Genomic DNA, 14409 nt, shown 5'->3' on the forward strand with positions numbered 1-14409 from the left:
ATCGACAGCAGACCCTGGCTGTCAGCGGTCCAGCACCACGATGTCTTCCGCCGCGAAAGCGACGCCCACCCTCGCTCCGTCCTCCGGCGCGTCGCGCAGCGCGCAGGCCGCCTCAAGCTGCGGGCCGGCCGCGGGCTGGAGGAGGAGCGTGACGTGGGTGCCGCGGAAGGTGCGCGCCGCGACAGTGCACGGGAGCCCTTCCGTGGCGGTGGTGATCCTTACACCGGCCGGGCGGACGAGCAGGCGGCACGGCCCGTCAGCTGTGCCCTCCGGCACCGGTACCTTGCCCCAGGGAGTGTCGGCGGACTCGCCCCGTACCGCCGCCTCCACCACATTGTCGAAACCGAGAAAGCGGGCGACGAACTCGGTGGCGGGGCGCTGCCAGACCTCCAGCGGCGTGCCGCTCTGCGCGATACGCCCCTCCTGCATGACCACCACCCGGTCGGCCAGCGCGAACGCCTCGCCCTGGTCGTGGGTCACCGCCAGCACGGTCGTACCCAGTTCCCCGAACACTCGACGCAGTTCGACGACCAGGCGCTCGCGCAGGCCGCGGTCGAGCTGGCCGAGGGGTTCGTCCAGCATCAGCAGCCGGGGCTGCGGTGCGAGTGCCCGGGCCAGCGCGACCCGCTGCTGCTCGCCTCCGGACAGTGCCGCGACGGCGCGCCGCTGCGCGCCCGGCAGGCCGACAAGGTCCAGGAGGCCGGCCACTGTGCGCTCCTGCTCGGCGCGGGAGGCCCCGCGCATACGCAGTCCAAAGGCCACGTTGCCCCCCACGTCCCGCTGCGGGAAGAGCTGGTGATCCTGGAACATCAGCCCGACACCACGCCGGTGCGTCGGCACACCCGACTGGTCGCGGCCCTGAAGGAACACGCGCCCCGTGTCGGCGGCACGCAACCCCGCCACGACCCGCAGAAGGGTGGACTTCCCGCTGCCGCTGGGCCCCAGGACGCAGACGATCTCCTGCTCGGCGACGTCCAGGTGCACCGCGTCCAACGCGGGCGGCTGCCCGTCACGGAAACGGACGGTGACGTCCTCCAGCCGTAGCAGCGCCTGCCCCGTCGCACGGCCGGCGCGTCCCTGCGCCATGCCGGAGCGCCCCGCCCCCGTACCGGGGTGCCCCGTCGCCGTGCCGCCGTGTTCCATCGCTGTGTCGGCCTGTTCCGTCGCTGTGTCGGGGTGTTCCGCCATCTAAAACTCTCCGGCCTGATCGGTACGGATGCGCTCCAGCGCCAGCAGCGCGCCCGCGCACACCACCATCAAGATCGTGGACAGTGCCATCGCCTGTCCGTAGTTGAGTTCGCCGGCGCGTCCCAGCAGCCGTGCCACGGCCACCGGCAGCGTCGGGTTGTCCGGCCGTGCGATGAAGACCGTCGCCCCGAACTCGCCCAGTGACACGGCGAAGGCGAATCCCGCGGCGATCAGCAGCGCCCGCCGTACGAGGGGCAGGTCGACCTCGCGCCACACCCGCCAGGGCGAAGCCCCGAGCACCGCCGCGGCCTCCCGCAGCCGCTCGTCGACCGCGCGCAGCACGGGCAGCATGGTCCGTACGACGAAGGGCACCCCGACCAGCGCCTGGGCCAGCGGTACCAGCCACCACGAGGACCGCAGATCGAGCGGCGGTTCGTCGAGAGTGATCAGAAAGCCGAAGCCGACGGTCACGGCCGAAACGCCCAGGGGCAGCATCAGCAGCGCGTCGAACCCCCGCACCAGCCTGCCGCCCCGTTTCGTCAGCGCGGCCGCTGCCAGCCCGCCCACCACCAGGGCGATCAGTGTGGCGGCGGCCCCGTAGGCGAGCGAGTTCCACAGGGCGTTCAGTGGGGCGACGGCGAACGTGCTGTCCATCGAGGCGGCGGACTGCAGCGCCCGGTAGAACACGAGACCGTAGCCGTCCGGGCCTGCGAAGGACCGCTCGATCAGCACCGCCAGCGGTAGCACCAGCAGCAGCGCGATCACGACGAGCGTTCCCCACAGCAGCGCCCACTGACCGGCACCATGCGGCCGCCGCACCGTCTGCGCCGGATCGACGAGCGTGAGGGCGGACTCCCGCCTCCGGACGGTCCAGGCGTGCAGGGCCAGCAACGCCAGTACGGCGGCGAACTGCAGCAAGGTGAGGACAGCGGCCGTAGGGAGGTCCAGGAAGTCAGCGGTCTGCCGGTAGATCTCCACCTCCAGGGTGGAGAATCTCGGGCCGCCCAGGATCTGCACCACCCCGAAGGAGGTGAAGGCGAAGAGGAAGACCATCAGTGCGGCAGCCGCGACGGCCGGCGCCAGGGCCGGCAGCGTCACCCGCCGCCAGGCGCCCCAGCGGGACGCCCCGAGCACCCGGGCCGCCTCCTCCTGCCGCGGGTCGAGCTGTCCCCAGAGGCCGGCGACGGTGCGTACGACCACGGCGTAGTTGAAGAAGACATGGGCCAGCAGGATCGCCCACACCGACGTGTCCAGCCGTACGCCCCACAGGTCGTCCAGCACTCCGCCGCGCCCGACCAGCGCCAGGAACGCCGAGCCCACCACCACTGTCGGCAGGACGAACGGCACCGCGACGACGGACCGCAGCAGCTTCTTTCCGGGGAATTCGAAGCGCGCGAAGACGTACGCGCCGGGGAGCGCGATCAGCAGTGTGAGCCCGGTCGAGGCCGCCGCCTGCCAAACGGTGAACCACAGCACGTGCAGGACGTCCGGGTCGGACAGCACCTCCCCGGCCCGGCCGAGCTGCCACTGTCCGCCGTCCTTCAGCCCGCGCCCGACGATCGCGGCGACCGGGTAGGCGAAGAACAGCGCGAAGAAGGCGAGCGGCAGGGCCATCAGGGCGAGCCGGGCGGCCGTTCCCCGTGCACGGCGCGCCCGCCCCGTGCGGCCGCTTACTTCAGGACGAGCGAGGACCACTGCTTGATCCACTGTTCGCGGTTCTTGGTGATCGTCTCCGGGGCCACCGTCTCCGGCTTGTCGATCTTCTCGCCGTACTTGGTGAACAGCTCCGGCACCTTCGCGTCCGTTCGCGCCGGGTTGACGAACATCTGCAGCGGCACGTCCTCCTGGAACTTCTTGCTCAGCAGGAAGTCCAGCAGCGCCTTGCCGCCCTTCTCGTTCTTGGCGCCCTTGAGCAGGCCCGCGAACTCGATCTGCCGGAAGCAGGTGCCGGTCGCGACGCCGGTCGGGGCTTCCTCGGGCTCGGGCTTCTTGCCGAGCACCTCGACCGGCGGGCTGGACGCGTACGACACGACCAGGGGCTTGTCCCCCTTGCCCTTGCCGGCCGCCGAGCCCGAGAACCGCTCGTTGTAGGCCTGCTCCCAGCCGTCCACGACCTCCACGCCGTTGGCCTTGAGCTTCTTCCAGTAGTCCTGCCAGCCGGACTCGCCGTACTTGGCGATGGTGCCGAGCTGGAAGGCGAGCCCCGGTGACGACGTGGCGGAGTTCTCGGTGACCAGCAAGCCCTTGTACGCGGGCTTGAGCAGGTCGTCGAAGGTCTTCGGCGGGGCGATCTTGTGCTCGGCGAAGTAGGCCCGGTCGTAGTTGACGCAGGTGTCGCCGTAATCGACCGGCGTCACCCGGTGCTCCGCCTTGTCGAGCTGAAGCTCCTGCGGGACGCTCGCCAGCCCCTTGGCCTCGTACGGAGTGAAGATCCCCTCCTTCAGACCGCGCGACAGCAGCGTGTTGTCGATACCGAAGAAGACATCGCCCTGAGGGTTGCCCTTCGACAGGATCGCCTGGTTGACGGCCTTGCCCGCGTCCCCGCCCTTGAGCACGTTCACCTTGTAGCCGGTCTGCTTGGTGAACTCCTCCAGCACCGACTTGGAGGCGTTGAAGGAGTCGTGGCTGACGAGCGTGACGGTCTTCGGATCCGTACCGCCGCCGCTGCCGCCCGAGCCGCATGCGGCGAGCGCCGTCATGCCGGCCGCGACGGCCAGCGCCGTGACGGTGATCCTCGTGGTGGTGCTCACTGAATTCCTCCTGGCTGGCCAGGAAGAGACGCGGCCCCGTCCGGCGCTTCGTACGAAGGCCGGACGGGGCGCAACAGCATGAGTGACGACCGAACTTCCTACCCGGAATGACCCGGGCGAGGTTCAAGGGTCTGCGGCACCTCGGTGTCCGTGACGCTAGGTCCGTGACACTGCCGCACTCTCAGCGCTGTGGCGCTCCCCTGTCGGAATGTGCATTTGTTCGATCACACGGTACCAGCGGGCGGTCAGCGCTCCGAGGCGGCGAGCTGGCCGCAGGCACCGTCGATCTCCTGCCCGCGCGTGTCGCGCACCGTCACCGGCACTCCGTGCGAGGCGATGGCCTCGACGAATGCCTTCTCGTCCTCGGGACGCGACGCGGTCCACTTGGAGCCGGGCGTCGGGTTCAGCGGGATCAGGTTCACGTGGACGCGCTTGCCCTTGAGCAGCCGGCCCAGGAGGTCACCCCGCCATGCCTGGTCGTTGATGTCCCGGATCAGGGCGTACTCGATCGAGATGCGGCGGCCGGACTTCTCCGCGTACTCCCACGCGGCGTCCAGCACCTCACGCACCTTCCAGCGCGTGTTGACCGGCACGAGCGTGTCGCGCAGCTCGTCGTCGGGCGCGTGCAGCGACACCGCGAGGCGGCACTTCAGGCCCTCGTCCGCGAACCGCAGCATCGCCGGTACGAGACCGACGGTGGACACCGTGATGCCCCGCTGCGACAGGCCCACTCCGTCGGGCTCGGGGTCGGTCAGCCGCCGGATGGCGCCCACGACCCGCTTGTAGTTCGCCAGCGGCTCGCCCATGCCCATGAAGACGATGTTGGACAGCCGGGCCGGCCCTCCCGGCACCTCGCCGTCGCGCAGTGCCCGCATGCCGTCGACGATCTGATGCACGATCTCGGCGGTGGAGAGGTTCCGGTCCAGGCCGGCCTGCCCCGTCGCGCAGAACGGGCAGTTCATGCCGCATCCGGCCTGGGACGAGATGCACATCGTGACCCGGTCCGGGTAGCGCATCAGCACGGACTCCACGAGGGTGCCGTCGTGCAGCTTCCACAGCGTCTTACGGGTCGTGTCGTCGTCACAGGAGATGTGCCGCACCACGCTCATCAGCTCGGGCAGCAGCTCCGACGCCAGCTTCTCCCGCGCCGCGGCCGGGATGTCCGTCCACTCCGCCGGGTCGTGCGCGTACCGCGCGAAGTAGTGCTGCGACAGCTGCTTGGCGCGGAACGGCTTCTCACCGGCCGCGGCCACGGCTTCGCGCCGCTCGGCGGGGGTGAGATCGGCAAGGTGCCGCGGGGGCTTCTTGGCCCCACGCGGCGCGACGAAAGTGAGTTCTCCGGGCTTAGGCATGGTTCTTCCAGTGTCGCAGACGCGTCTCTGTGACCTGCCTCACGAGCGCTCCGTCATGGTGGTTGGTGGTGGTCGTTGGGGGTCGCCGGCTGTCGCTTCACGGCCCACAGACGGCCCGGCTCGATCGCCGGAAGTCCAGGTCAGCCACGACACAGGCCCTACAGCAGACGGGCAGGAAAGGCGTCGCTCTCCCACCGACCGCGCCCGCAGGCGTGCGAAGCTGGGAGGGGCGACCGCCATGCCGTCGGCGAAGGGAATGTCACGTGCCGCAGACCTCTCCGCGAGGTACGTACCTGCAAATCACTGAATCTCTGCGTCAGAAGATTCAAAAGGGCAAGATCACTGAAGGTTTGCCGTCTGAGGCGGAACTCATGCGCACGTACGGTGTGGGTCGGACTACCGTGGGTCGCGCCCTGAAAGCCCTGAGGAACGAAGGCGTCATTGAGTCTGTGCAGGGCATCGGTTGGTATGTGGCGGGAACAGGTGACCGCCGACCACTGGTAGAACGCATAACAGATCTTCTCCGCGCCGAAGATGTCAGGCCGGGCGCCCCCTTCCCTTCGGAGAAGGAGCTGTGCGACCGGTTCGGAATGTCCCGCACCGCCGTGCGGACAGCCATCGCACAGTTGGAGGGAGCGGGCCTCGTAGAGATGGGCCCGGGGCGCCGGCGGCGGGTGCGCGCCCTCCCTTCCGAAGAGGGGACCTCATAGCTTGGACAGCATGGATCTCGCAGAGCGGGCCTACGGCCTCGCCGAAGCGCTCCTGTCCGACCCCCTACCCCGGCGCTGGCGGCACTCCCTCGGAGTTGCCGAGCGGGCGCGCTCGCTCCGCCCGATGCTCGGGAGCGAGGCTCCCCTACTGGAGGCCGCAGCCGTACTGCACGATGTCGGTTACTCGCCTGAGATCGCGTTCACGGGATTTCATCCGCTCGACGGCGCCCGCTATCTGCGGGAGCACACAGACATGGACGAGCGAGTTGTCCGCTTGGTCGCGCACCACTCTTGCGCTTTGCTCGAAGCCGAGGAGAGAGGACTGCGCGAAGAGCTGGCAAGCGAGTTCGACTTGGAGCGCCCTCACCTCGTGGATGCCCTGCTCTTTTGCGACATGACGACCACTCCGGACGGCCGTCCAACCACTTCTCAGGCGCGAGTCGCCGAGATCGTCGGACGGTACGGGCCGGACACAATCGTTGGTCGCTTCATTCAACGCGCCGCCCCTGATATTCATGCCGCTGTTCGACGCATCGAAAGGCGACTGGGCGCCGAAGAAACAACGAGTCACCCTATGTAAGGCTCCTTACGTGAGGCGTCCAGCCCATGAGAGATCCGCAGGCGCATTGAAGGGTGAATAGCCAAATCTTCGAGGTCCGTTGGCGACACCCAACGGACCTCTTTGGATTCTTCGCTGGTCCGGAGGGCACCGCCAACTGGGTGGGCACGAAAGCAAATAGAGAATTGCTGCCGAACCTCACCGTCATCGTACTTCATGACGTGCTGAGGATCGGTATAGATCCCCACGATACTCTCCACAACCACCTTCATGCCGGTCTCTTCTTCAACTTCCCGCACAACCGTCTGGGAAATGCTTTCACCAGCGTCATGGCCGCCTCCCGGAAGCGCCCACAAGCCATTATCAGTTTTGTGGATGAGTAGAAGATTTCCCTGAGCATCCCTGACCACGGCGGTCACGGACGGAACGACCGAGTTGGCCTTTGGGGCAGCAGGGTCGCGGAAGTAGTCAATGCGGCTCACTTCAGGCACCTTCGCATTCAGTGGGTGATGTTATGCGCCGGGCACTCTCCCAGACGCGTTCTAGACTCTCTGCGTAAGTGCCGAACAGCTCCCCGCCAGGGACACGCTGCAAGTGCAATACGGGCGCCATGTAGGCACCTACCCCGTAGACGTGCCCGTTCGCCAGCAGTTCATCATCGGCACGATAGATCGAATTATAGAGCGTCGTATCGTGAAGCCTAAACTCCACGCCAGGAAGCCCAAATAGCGGGCCGTAATTCACTAGCGCATTGCGAATCTTTCCCCCCATCGCCGCCCCGATGCCCTCGTCTTCACCGCGGACGGCGACGGCCCGACTATCCGGGGCCCCGAGCATGAATCGGATTGGTACGCCAGCCGCCGACTTTTCACGCACGAGCCGATGGAATCGAGCATCTTCTGTGAGCCAGAACCCCGAGTAAACCAGCACATCGAAGTGCGTTTGCGCGTTGGAGTACAGCTTCACCCATGCGTCTTGCGGAACAACGGATCGGTGAGGATAAAGTCTTATCAGCTCTGAACTGCTCGATTCGGTAACTTCTTCGGAAGTGCGTTCATCTGGCCATAGGTACGAGACTTCACGCTGAACCATCGAAGCCAGGGCGTACTGGAAACGCCTGTACGGCTTACGCCTCGGTTCAGAGATCCAACGCTCAACGGTTTTCGGCGAGACTCCTAAACGCTCGGCCACCTGCTCCAACTTGAGCCCACTCGCCACAATCGCCCCGCGGATCCGCTCGTTCGCCATACGACTTCTCCCGTCTGGGACGCCCTGGGACGACTTCGACCCTAGCGAGTCAGGGTCAAGTCGTACATGCACGGAGTCCAACGTCCCGTGCTTCGCGGCCAAGCTGAGACATGTCGCCGACCGAGGGCGACGACATCCCGTCAGAACCAACGCTCCGGCGGGGCTCTTGACGGAGATGCGAGGCAGGTATTACATGTATCGCATCGGCCTGAACGCCCCGGCAGCAGGGTGCGGACGGGTGCAGAAGCCGCTTACACGCGGATGGAGATCTGTGCGTCTCGCTGGTGACGACCCCGGAGGTGATCCGGGAGGTGACAGCGACTGAGCTGGCAGACCCGCTAGGCCGGGACTGGAGCGAGCAGGCAGGTCAGGAAGGCGGCCGGGGAGGCCGGAACATCCCCGGACGTGCGGCTGGTGGCCGTTTCAGGGTGACACCGGAGCGGCTGTGCCAAGCGAGCGGAACACCCCCATACCCGCGCTGCGGGCAGATGGGCGCAATGACCGAGGCAGCCGGCCAGCACGCAACCGCATAGGGCGGCACGCGGGCACCCGGAGGGGGCCTGCCTGGATGCCGCACCTGCGAGAGGCAGACCGGGGAGGTGCCCGGTAGGCGTGAGGGGCCTGGTGGTCCCAGACCGAACTGCCACTCGTCATGCGGGCAGGGCCCATTGGTTCCCTGCCCGTTTGATGAATCTTCGCGAATCGACTCCCCACGCACTTCCACGTTCCGCGTGGTTGAGCCCGAGTGCTCGCGGTCCTCGGCATCCAACCCGCTTCGGCAGGCTCGGATGCCGGGAGCCGCGGTTGCTCGGCCGTCGTACGGCCTCGTGCAACCGATGTTCGCCCCGGTCCGCTTTCTCAGGGCCTCGCCGGGGCCTGCCGTTTCCTTCGAGAGGAACGCCCGTCATGAAGATTCTCACCCCTGATCACGCCATGGCCGCGGACCTGGCAGCCCAGGAGCCGACCGCCGCCGACCTGGCCGCCATCGACGCCGAGATGCCGGTGCTCGTGGCGGAGGTTGAGCTGCTGGACGCGCAGATCGCGGCGCTGGACACCCCGCTGACCGAGGTGACCGCCCGCCGTATCCGACGCGCCCGCCGCAAGCTGCTCGCCGCCCGCCTCGCCCTGGCCAACCAGAGCGAGCCCGTACCGGAGGTGGCTTGATGGCTGCCGCTGCCGAGTTCGCCGCGACCTACATTGCGCTGTTCACCGCGCACCACGCCGCCGACTACCTGACCCAAAGCGACCGGATGTCGGCCCGCAAGACCGGCTGGACGGGAAAGGACGCCGACGGTAAGCCCGTCCGGCACGCCGGGTGGGGCGCGAACCAGTTGCACGCCGCGTCGCACAGCGTCGCCGAACTGCTGGCGCTGGGGCTCCTGGCCGCCGTGGTTGGCCTGTCGCTGCCGCTGTGGGGCGTGATGGCCGCCGTGCTGTGGATTCACCTCACGCACTCACTGATCGATCGCAGGTGGCCGGTACGGGCCTGGATGTGCCGCACCGGCTCCGCCGACTTCGTACAGCGCGGCGGGATGCCGCTGGTCGATCAGTCCATGCACCTGGTCTTCGGCCTCTTCCCGGCAGCCCTGCTCATCGCGGGAGGTGCCTGATGACACGCCGACCGCGCGCCACACTGCGCCACCGCTTGTGGCGGCGCCTGCACCCCCGCGCCTACCGCGCCGGTCAGCTCGCCGAACAGCGGCACGTCCTGGACGGCCCACTGGACTACACCGGCACGCCTGTCTCAGGAGGTGCGCTGTGAGTGCCCCGCCTGCTGAGCACGCACACGTTCTGATCGACCACACCGGGGCTCCCCGGCCCTTGTTCTTCACCCCACAGTCCCTGGACGACGCCCGGCTGGGAATGGCCGTGCATGAGGCCGGACACGCGGTGCTGGCCCTGCTGTACGGGCTGCGCGTGGAAACCACCGAAATCATTCAGTGGACCGGCGAGGACGGGGACTGGTTCCTGACCGGCCAGACCGCTGTTAATGGCAGGCGCATCTGCCCGTGGGACCTGGCCGCCTACATGGCCGCCGGCGAAGTCGCCCATCTCAAGCACCTGGCGGGTCTGGGCTGGACGCGGGAGCAGGCGGAAGCCATCGCCACGGCGGACCACGATCGTGAGGACGCTGTGGCCACACTGGCCCGCCACGGGTTCCGGCTCGGACGCGACCACGCTCCGCACGGCGGCCGGTCCTGGGCCAGCATCCAGGCGCAGGCGCTGGACGCTGTCGATGCCGTATGGGAGCAGATCACCACCGTGGCCCGCGCCATCGCGGCCGACACCAAACTACACGGCGACACGGTAGCCGCCCTGGTCGGCCTGCCCAACCCCGAATCGATCGGGGGCGTGTCATGACGGTCTCGGCGCTGGAGAGGTTTCGGGAGCGCGCGCAGCATGACCCGGACGTGTCCTGGCTGCTGGCCTTCGCCCGGAGCGCGGTACAGGCTGGCCGCTATCAGTCGCAGCTGATCCGCCACCTGTCCGCAGAGCTGGAGCAGGCCCGCCACGATCCGCTGACGGGTCTGCTGACGCGGGCCGCCTTCGAGCAGCGCGCCCCGCATGTTGTGGGAGCCGGGCCGTGCGCCGTCCTGCTGATCGACCTGGACGGGTTGAAGCGGCTCAACGACCAGTTCGGCCATGACGCCGGGGACGCGGCGATCCGGGCGACCGGCGCGAGCCTGAACGATGCCCTGGAGTCGCGCCCGACCGCGGTGGCGTGCCGGTTGGGTGGGGATGAGTTCGCCGCCGTGGTGCCGCTGCCGGAGGCCGTGGCGCTGCCGTGGCTGCTGCGCGGCCTGCACGACTCCATCACCGCCCCGTTCCGCCACCGCGGCCGGGACCTGACGGTCGGCGTCTCCATCGGCGCCTGCCTGACGGCTGACCTGCCCGCCACCTCGCTGCCGCTGGCGCTGCGGCTGGCGGATGAGGCCATGTACGAGGCCAAGGGCAACGGCGGCGGCTGGCTGGTTGCCGGCCCTGCCCCGTCCCACCGCACGGTAAACGGCCGCCGCCACGGCCGGCGCGGCACCGCCCTGGAAGGGACCACATCATGATCCGTATCGTGACGGCGGCCCGCCTGGCCGCGCTGCACGCCGAAGTCGATGACGCCAACGACCTGGCCCGGCAGGCCCGGGAGGATGTGGCCGAGCAGTGGACCGCCCGGCTGGCGGCCAGCCGCGAACTGATCGAGGAGCGCAAAGCACTCACCGGTGTCGCGCACACCGCGATCGTGCAGGCCGAGGAAGCGCGCCGGCAGGCCGTACAGCTACGGCAGGCGTTCACCGCAGCTCTGCTGGCCATCGCCCGGCAGCAGCACTATATCGGCGAGCTGGAACGGCAGCTCGCCGCCGCTCGTACGGCGCCGTCGTGGCTGTACCTGCTGCGCAAGTACGGGGAGCCGCACAGCCTGCACCCCACCTCGGAGGCGGCCAAGGAGCACGCGGCCACCTGCGGAGCAGCGCGCACCGGCTGGACATCCTCCGACCTGCCGGCCGCCGAGGTCGCGTGGCGTGTGGAGGCCGTGGCCGTGGTGCCCGAGCACGAAGAGGGCGCGCCGCGCAGTGATGCCGCGTGATCCCCGACGTGTTCACGTCCTGGCCGGCCGCGGCCGGTGGGGCGCCGTGGCTGGTGCTGCCGCTGGCCGCCACCGCACTGGCCGCCGTGGCGCTGCTGGTGTGGCAGCTGCGCCGGTCGGTGTGGCTGGCCGGCATCGGCCCGCAGGCCGTCGTCGCTCTCGGTGGCGTGGCGGTCAGCGTGCACGGACTGTGGGGGTTCGCCGCCGAGACCGTGCACCTGCCGGTCCCGCTCGCCATCGCGTTCATCTGCGTGTTCGACGCTGCGGAGATGACGCTGCTGGTCATGCTCTACCGCGCCGCCGACCCGGATATCGGGTGGACGCGGGAGCTGCGGCTGATGCACCGCACCGCCTGGACCCTGGTCGGCTTCTCCTCGGCGATGAACGCCGTGCATGCCCCGAACTGGTGGGCGCGTCCGGTGCTGGCGGCGGTCCCCGGGCTGGCCGCGTGGCTGATCGAACTCCAGCTCCGCAGCAAGCTGCACGCCGCCGCCACGGATGAGGACGATGACGCGCGGCCGGGTCCGGCCCGGCTGCTGGCCCTGCTGTGGCAGCACGCCTGGGCTTCGCTGTTCGCCCTGCTCGGGCTGGACGCCCGCTCGTCGTCCTCAGCGATTGCCCGCGCTGCGCGGGCGCAGCGGGCGGCACTGCGCGTCTACCGGCTGCGGCTGGCCCTTCAGGCCCCGGTGTCCGAGGTGACCGGCACGCCGCGGGCACAGCGTCGGTCCCAGCGGCGTACCGAGCGGCTGCGCCGCCGGGCGCAGGCCGCCCTGGATCGGGCGGACGTGGCCACCGATGCGCGTCAGGGCCTGGCTCTGGCGCGGCGGCTGGCCGCGCTGACCCGCGCGGACCAGGTGGCCCTGCTCGACTACACCGACACCCCGAAGGTGGTGGAGATGCTCGAAGCGCTGGCCGTCACCCCGGCCGCCGACCGGATCACCGCTACTGCCGCCGCGCGGGACGCCGAGGATGCGCGGCAGCGCGCGGAGACCGCGCGGCAAGAAGCCGAGGACGCGCGGCAGCGCGCGGCGGACGACCTGACCGCCGCGCGAGAAGAGCTGAAGCGCGTGGAAGGCGCGCGGAAGAAGCTGCTGGAGGAACAGGAGGGAATTACCGAGCAGACCGAGACCGCGCGGCAGCGCGCGGCAGACGCGCGGAAGGACATCGACGCCGCGCGGCAGCGCGCGGAAGCCATCATGGACGCCGCGCGCAAGGAGGCCGACCGCACCCGCCGCGACGCCGAACAGGCCATGACGGAGGTTCGCACGGCGGCCGAGGAACAGCGGCACGCCCTGGAGGAACTGACCGGCCGCACCGAGCAGGAACGCGGCCGACTCCAGCAGTACGAGAAGGCATTGCAGCAGCTCACGGCGCAGATGCAGGAAGCCACCCTCATCCGCGACCGGCTGCGCGGCGACCTGGCCGCCCTCGACCCGCAGGCCCCGGAGGCGGCCCGGACCGGGGACGGGCCGGTGTACCGCTCGGAGGCCAAGGAAGCCGGCTGGCGCTACTACCTGCACACCCTCGAAGCATCCGAGGGCCAGCAGGAACCGACCGCCGCCGACCTGGCCGAGCGGTTCGGGGTGGACACCGGAAACGCGCGGAACTGGATCAGGGACTTCCGTGCCGCGCGCGCCGCGCAGCTTGCCGCGCGCCCGCCGCGCGCCACCGCGCACACCGACCACCAGCGACCCGATCACGCAAGGCGGGAGGCAGCAGCATGACGCCGCCGGCTTTGCGTGTCCTGTCCCTGGGCGCCGGAGTGCAGTCCACCACCTTGCTCCTACTGTCCGTCCAAGGGCGGCTGCCGCGTCTGGATGCGGCAGTGTTCGCGGACACCGGCTGGGAGCCGGCCGCGGTCTATGCCCACCTCGATCGGCTGGAGCGCGAGGTGGCCGCCCCGGCGGGCATCCCGATCCTGCGGACCGGCGGCGGCAGCATCCGCGCCGATGCGCTCGATCCGGCACACCGGTTCGCCTCCATGCCGCTGTTCGTCCGCAACCCGGACGGCACGGTCGGCATGATCCGGCGCCAGTGCACCGACGAGTACAAACTCAAGAAAATCAAGAAGAAGGTCCGGGCCCTGCTCGGCTACCCCGGCCGACAGCGCGTGCCAGCCGGAGTCTTCGCGGAGCAGTGGGTGGGCATCAGCCGGGATGAGTTCACCCGGGCCAAGGATTCGGGTCTCCGCTATGCCGTCAACCGGCATCCGCTGCTCGAACTCGACTGGACACGGACCGACTGCCTGCGCTTCCTGGCCCGCCACGGCTGGGCGCACACCCCGAAGTCGGCGTGCATCGGGTGTCCGTTCCACTCCGATGCCCAGTGGCGCCACATGCGCGATCATCAGCCCGACGAGTGGGCGGACGCGGTCGCCTTCGACCACGCCATCCGCCAGGGCAACCGGCGCGGCACCGCGACCGGTTCCCCGCTGCTCGGGCAGGCGTATCTGCACCGCTCGTGCCGTCCGCTGGATCAGGCGCCGATCGACCGGGTCAGCGCGCACGAGTGGAAGCAGCGCCAGGGCTCGTTGCTGGATCTGCTCGCCGACCAGGCCGACGAGGACGGGCCGGTGGGGTGTTCGCCGTGGACCTGCCGCAGCGAAGACCCCGACGCCCTGGCGGGGGTGGCGGTGTGAGTGAGCCGATCGTCTACGCCGCCTTGTGGCGCCCGGCCATGGAGGCCGCGGGCTATCGCTGCCAGTGCACCGGCCAGTGCGGCAACCGGCACGCCAAGGCCGGGGGCCGCTGCCCGCGCGAGCACGACCAGCACGCCAGCAAACACCGCGGGCCCGTCCACCTGCTGGCCGTGCCCGCCGACCTGACCGCCAGCGACACCATCGCGTGCCGGGCCGCGGCCACCGAGCTGCGGGCCTGGTGCCCCGACTGCTACACCGCTGCCCGCGCCTCGGCCCGCAAAACCGCCCGTACGGCCGCCGCCGCACAGGACGGCCTGTTCGACCTGTGACCCGGCGGGCCGTACGCCGCCTGACCTCGCACTTTCAGCTTGATGGGAGTACCAC

17 protein-coding genes and 1 riboswitch are annotated in these 14409 nt (G+C 69.5%); of the genes, 11 read left to right on the forward strand and 6 right to left on the reverse strand.

Annotated features, from left to right (window positions below; translation table 11 throughout):
- Positions 1 to 21: 21 nt before the first annotated feature.
- From AB0L45_RS27850 to rlmN, 4 genes are all read right to left on the reverse strand, one after another.
- Positions 22 to 1086 (reverse strand): ABC transporter ATP-binding protein, encoded by a 1065-nt coding sequence (locus AB0L45_RS27850; protein WP_365844821.1) that lies wholly within the window; start codon positions 1084 to 1086, stop codon positions 22 to 24.
- Positions 1087 to 1188: 102 nt separating this feature from the next.
- Positions 1189 to 2802: an iron ABC transporter permease gene (locus AB0L45_RS27855; protein WP_365844615.1), complete on the reverse strand. Its 1614-nt coding sequence runs from the start codon at positions 2800 to 2802 to the stop codon at positions 1189 to 1191.
- Between the two features lie 56 nt (positions 2803 to 2858).
- Positions 2859 to 3938 carry a thiamine ABC transporter substrate-binding protein gene (locus tag AB0L45_RS27860; RefSeq protein ID WP_365844617.1) on the reverse strand — a complete coding sequence of 360 codons (1080 nt, stop codon included), beginning with the start codon at positions 3936 to 3938 and terminating at the stop codon, positions 2859 to 2861.
- Positions 3939 to 4015: 77 nt separating this feature from the next.
- Positions 4016 to 4150, reverse strand: a riboswitch (TPP riboswitch).
- 33 nt (positions 4151 to 4183) lie between these two features.
- Positions 4184 to 5290, reverse strand: a complete 1107-nt coding sequence (gene rlmN, locus AB0L45_RS27865) for a 23S rRNA (adenine(2503)-C(2))-methyltransferase RlmN (RefSeq protein WP_365844619.1) — start codon at positions 5288 to 5290, stop codon at positions 4184 to 4186.
- 263 nt (positions 5291 to 5553) lie between these two features.
- Here rlmN and AB0L45_RS27870 point away from each other — a divergent pair, with 263 nt between their 5' ends.
- Together AB0L45_RS27870 and AB0L45_RS27875 are read left to right on the forward strand one after the other, a co-directional pair.
- Positions 5554 to 6000, forward strand: coding sequence for a GntR family transcriptional regulator (locus AB0L45_RS27870; RefSeq protein ID WP_365844621.1), 447 nt, complete (start codon positions 5554 to 5556; stop codon positions 5998 to 6000).
- 10 nt (positions 6001 to 6010) lie between these two features.
- Complete coding sequence (locus AB0L45_RS27875) at positions 6011 to 6580, forward strand: HD domain-containing protein (protein ID WP_365844623.1); 570 nt, start codon at positions 6011 to 6013, stop codon at positions 6578 to 6580.
- On the opposite strand, the gene AB0L45_RS27880 is transcribed toward AB0L45_RS27875, so the two are convergent.
- On the reverse strand, positions 6568 to 7041 hold the full coding sequence (locus AB0L45_RS27880; RefSeq protein ID WP_365844625.1) for an NUDIX domain-containing protein: 474 nt from the start codon (positions 7039 to 7041) through the stop codon (positions 6568 to 6570). The genes AB0L45_RS27875 and AB0L45_RS27880 overlap by 13 nt on opposite strands.
- Before the next feature lies 1 nt (position 7042).
- Complete coding sequence (locus tag AB0L45_RS27885; RefSeq protein WP_365844627.1) at positions 7043 to 7807, reverse strand: helix-turn-helix transcriptional regulator; 765 nt, start codon at positions 7805 to 7807, stop codon at positions 7043 to 7045.
- A gap of 906 nt (positions 7808 to 8713) precedes the next feature.
- Here AB0L45_RS27885 and AB0L45_RS27890 point away from each other — a divergent pair.
- The 9 genes from AB0L45_RS27890 to AB0L45_RS27930 are packed head-to-tail and all read left to right on the forward strand — an operon-like array spanning position 8714 to position 14354.
- Positions 8714 to 8971 carry a DUF6284 family protein gene (locus tag AB0L45_RS27890; protein ID WP_365844629.1) on the forward strand — a complete coding sequence of 86 codons (258 nt, stop codon included), beginning with the start codon at positions 8714 to 8716 and terminating at the stop codon, positions 8969 to 8971.
- The gene (locus AB0L45_RS27895) at positions 8971 to 9417 is read left to right on the forward strand and encodes a DUF3307 domain-containing protein (protein WP_365844631.1); all 447 of its coding nucleotides are present in this window, start codon (positions 8971 to 8973) and stop codon (positions 9415 to 9417) included. The genes AB0L45_RS27890 and AB0L45_RS27895 overlap by 1 nt, the downstream gene beginning before the upstream one ends.
- Positions 9417 to 9569 carry a hypothetical protein gene (locus AB0L45_RS27900; RefSeq protein WP_365844633.1) on the forward strand — a complete coding sequence of 51 codons (153 nt, stop codon included), beginning with the start codon at positions 9417 to 9419 and terminating at the stop codon, positions 9567 to 9569. The genes AB0L45_RS27895 and AB0L45_RS27900 overlap by 1 nt, the downstream gene beginning before the upstream one ends.
- Positions 9566 to 10168, forward strand: coding sequence for a hypothetical protein (locus AB0L45_RS27905; RefSeq protein ID WP_365844635.1), 603 nt, complete (start codon positions 9566 to 9568; stop codon positions 10166 to 10168). Before AB0L45_RS27900 ends, AB0L45_RS27905 begins: the two co-directional genes overlap by 4 nt.
- Entirely contained in the window at positions 10165 to 10866 is a 702-nt protein-coding gene (locus AB0L45_RS27910; RefSeq protein WP_365844637.1) for a GGDEF domain-containing protein, read from the forward strand. The genes AB0L45_RS27905 and AB0L45_RS27910 overlap by 4 nt, the downstream gene beginning before the upstream one ends.
- Positions 10863 to 11387 carry a hypothetical protein gene (locus AB0L45_RS27915; protein WP_365844639.1) on the forward strand — a complete coding sequence of 175 codons (525 nt, stop codon included), beginning with the start codon at positions 10863 to 10865 and terminating at the stop codon, positions 11385 to 11387. The genes AB0L45_RS27910 and AB0L45_RS27915 overlap by 4 nt, the downstream gene beginning before the upstream one ends.
- Positions 11384 to 13111, forward strand: a complete 1728-nt coding sequence (locus AB0L45_RS27920; protein ID WP_365844641.1) for a DUF2637 domain-containing protein — start codon at positions 11384 to 11386, stop codon at positions 13109 to 13111. The genes AB0L45_RS27915 and AB0L45_RS27920 overlap by 4 nt, the downstream gene beginning before the upstream one ends.
- Complete coding sequence (locus tag AB0L45_RS27925) at positions 13108 to 14025, forward strand: hypothetical protein (protein WP_365844643.1); 918 nt, start codon at positions 13108 to 13110, stop codon at positions 14023 to 14025. Before AB0L45_RS27920 ends, AB0L45_RS27925 begins: the two co-directional genes overlap by 4 nt.
- Positions 14022 to 14354, forward strand: coding sequence for a hypothetical protein (locus AB0L45_RS27930; RefSeq protein WP_365844645.1), 333 nt, complete (start codon positions 14022 to 14024; stop codon positions 14352 to 14354). The genes AB0L45_RS27925 and AB0L45_RS27930 overlap by 4 nt, the downstream gene beginning before the upstream one ends.
- The last annotated feature ends 55 nt before the right edge of the window (positions 14355 to 14409 follow it).

The sequence above is a fragment of the Streptomyces sp. NPDC052496 genome (assembly GCF_040679095.1).
GTDB lineage: Bacteria > Actinomycetota > Actinomycetes > Streptomycetales > Streptomycetaceae > Streptomyces.

Bases quoted from the DNA above. Each gene is read 5' to 3' on its own strand.
- AB0L45_RS27850 (WP_365844821.1), bottom strand. From the start codon at position 1,086: ATGGCGCAGGGACGCGCCGGCCGTGCGACGGGGCAGGCGCTGCTACGG.
- AB0L45_RS27855 (WP_365844615.1), bottom strand. From the start codon at position 2,802: ATGGCCCTGCCGCTCGCCTTCTTCGCGCTGTTCTTCGCCTACCCGGTC.
- rlmN (WP_365844619.1), bottom strand. From the start codon at position 5,290: ATGCCTAAGCCCGGAGAACTCACTTTCGTCGCGCCGCGTGGGGCCAAG.
- AB0L45_RS27875 (WP_365844623.1), top strand. From the start codon at position 6,011: ATGGATCTCGCAGAGCGGGCCTACGGCCTCGCCGAAGCGCTCCTGTCC.
- AB0L45_RS27885 (WP_365844627.1), bottom strand. From the start codon at position 7,807: ATGGCGAACGAGCGGATCCGCGGGGCGATTGTGGCGAGTGGGCTCAAG.
- AB0L45_RS27890 (WP_365844629.1), top strand. From the start codon at position 8,714: ATGAAGATTCTCACCCCTGATCACGCCATGGCCGCGGACCTGGCAGCC.
- AB0L45_RS27895 (WP_365844631.1), top strand. From the start codon at position 8,971: ATGGCTGCCGCTGCCGAGTTCGCCGCGACCTACATTGCGCTGTTCACC.
- AB0L45_RS27900 (WP_365844633.1), top strand. From the start codon at position 9,417: ATGACACGCCGACCGCGCGCCACACTGCGCCACCGCTTGTGGCGGCGC.
- AB0L45_RS27910 (WP_365844637.1), top strand. From the start codon at position 10,165: ATGACGGTCTCGGCGCTGGAGAGGTTTCGGGAGCGCGCGCAGCATGAC.
- AB0L45_RS27915 (WP_365844639.1), top strand. From the start codon at position 10,863: ATGATCCGTATCGTGACGGCGGCCCGCCTGGCCGCGCTGCACGCCGAA.
- AB0L45_RS27925 (WP_365844643.1), top strand. From the start codon at position 13,108: ATGACGCCGCCGGCTTTGCGTGTCCTGTCCCTGGGCGCCGGAGTGCAG.